The sequence below is a fragment of the Streptomyces sp. CO7 genome (assembly GCF_053474865.1).
On record NZ_JBRIOU010000009.1, the window covers coordinates 243,529 to 245,235 of the forward strand.

Here is a 1,707-nt window from a genome sequence, read left to right on the forward strand (position 1 = left end):
CGGGGAGACCGATCTCGATCTCCACCCGCTCGCCGTAGCGCACGTCGCGGACCTCGCGCCCGGTGGACCGCAGGTCGTTCTCGACCTTGCCGGCCCGCTGGTGGTCCACCGTCACCGTGGCCACCCGAAAGCGCCGCCGGGTGAGCGTGCCCAGGGCGTCGAGGGCCTCGCCGACCGCGCCGCCGTAGGCGCGGATGAGTCCGCCCGCTCCGAGCTTGACGCCGCCGTAGTACCGGGTCACGACGGCCACGACGTAGCGCATCTCGCGGCGCATCAGCATCTGCAGCATCGGCACGCCGGCCGTGCCGCCCGGTTCGCCGTCGTCGGAGGCCTTCTGCACGGAGGCGTCGGCGCCGATCACGTAGGCGAAGCAGTTGTGCGTGGCGTCCGCGTGCTCCTTGCGGACCGCGGCGACGAAGGCCTGCGCGTCCTCCTCGGTGGCCGCCGGGGCGAGGCTGCACAGGAAGCGGGAGCGGTTGATCTCGGTCTCGTGCACGCCCGCGCGGGCCACTGTGCGGTACTCGTCCGGCATCCGCCCAGCCTATGCGGTGCACCGCGGGCCCCCGGCAGCGCGTGCCGGAGGCCCGTGGCGGGGTCCCCGTCTACTCGTCGGGCGTCTGGGCCGGGAGGCCGTCGAAGGCGGGGAGCAGGGAGGCGGTGTGCTCGACCGTCTCTCCCTGCGGCGGCTGCTGCGCGTCGGGGTTGGCGGGCGGCACCGACTGCGCCGGGCTGCCCTGGCCGGACGCCACGGGCGCGTCGGGGGCGTCCGCGCCCCCGGGCTCCGACTGCTCGCTCGGCCATGCCGGCATGCCCTGGTCGGCCGGGGTCCCGGCCTCGTCCGGCAGACCGCCGGGCACGCCCTCCGCCCCGTCCGCCACGCCTGCGCCCGACGGATCCGGCGTCACGTCCGGCTCCTGCGCGACGGGGGCTCCGCCCATGGGGTCCGCACCCATGTCGCCCGCACCCGTGGGGTCGGCCCCCATGGTGTCCGACCCCATCAGGCCCGACAGGGCTTCCTCGCCCAGAGGGTCGGGCCACACCACGCCCGGTTCCGCACCCTCCACGCCCGTCCCCGGCTCTACGCCGAACTCTTCCTCTCCGCCCATCTCTGCCTCAGAGCCCATCCCCGCTCCGGCCTCCGGGCCGTCCGCCCACCCCGCGTCGACAGCGGGCTCGTCGGCGGCCGTCGCGGGCTCCTCCCCGGGGATCGGCCCCCTCACCCGCTCCGCCGAACCGGGCGGCGCCGGCAGGTCGGGCGTTCCTCCGGCGCAACGCAGTTGCTGGCACTGTTCCTGGCCCGTGCGCCCGGGGGAACCGGCGGCCTGGGCGAGCGGGGCGGCGGCCGTGGCGACCGCGGCGACAAGCGCGGCGCTCGCCAGCGGAAGGGCCACGCGGAAACTCCGGCGTCGTGCGGAACGGGTGGGCCGCGCGGAACGGGTGGAGCGGGTCATCGTCGTCCTCCTGGGAAGTCGGCCCCGTCGCGGTCGGCCGCAGTCGGCCGCGGACGCCCTCGGACGGTGCGCGCCCGGCGACGCCCGCCCCGGACGGGGCAGTGACCTCCACCCCAGCACGCGCCCACCCGGCCCGCCTCACCCGTGCGCGGGGGCGGGTCTCTCCGGGGGACCCAAGCCCCCCGCACGGGTCAGCGTCGCTGCGCCGACCGGCAGGGGGGCGGTGAATCCGCGACAAGGGGCGGTGGGGTCAGGC

2 protein-coding genes are annotated in these 1,707 nt (G+C 77.0%); both read right to left on the reverse strand.

The features are described 5' to 3' along the window. A partial coding sequence (locus tag ACOV8S_RS27670) for a YigZ family protein (RefSeq protein ID WP_448321173.1) occupies positions 1 to 532 on the reverse strand: 532 nt, incomplete at its 3' end. Between the two features lie 70 nt (positions 533 to 602). Continuing rightward, entirely contained in the window at positions 603 to 1,391 is a 789-nt protein-coding gene (locus ACOV8S_RS27675) for a hypothetical protein (protein WP_448321174.1), read from the reverse strand. Positions 1,392 to 1,707 lie beyond the last annotated feature (316 nt).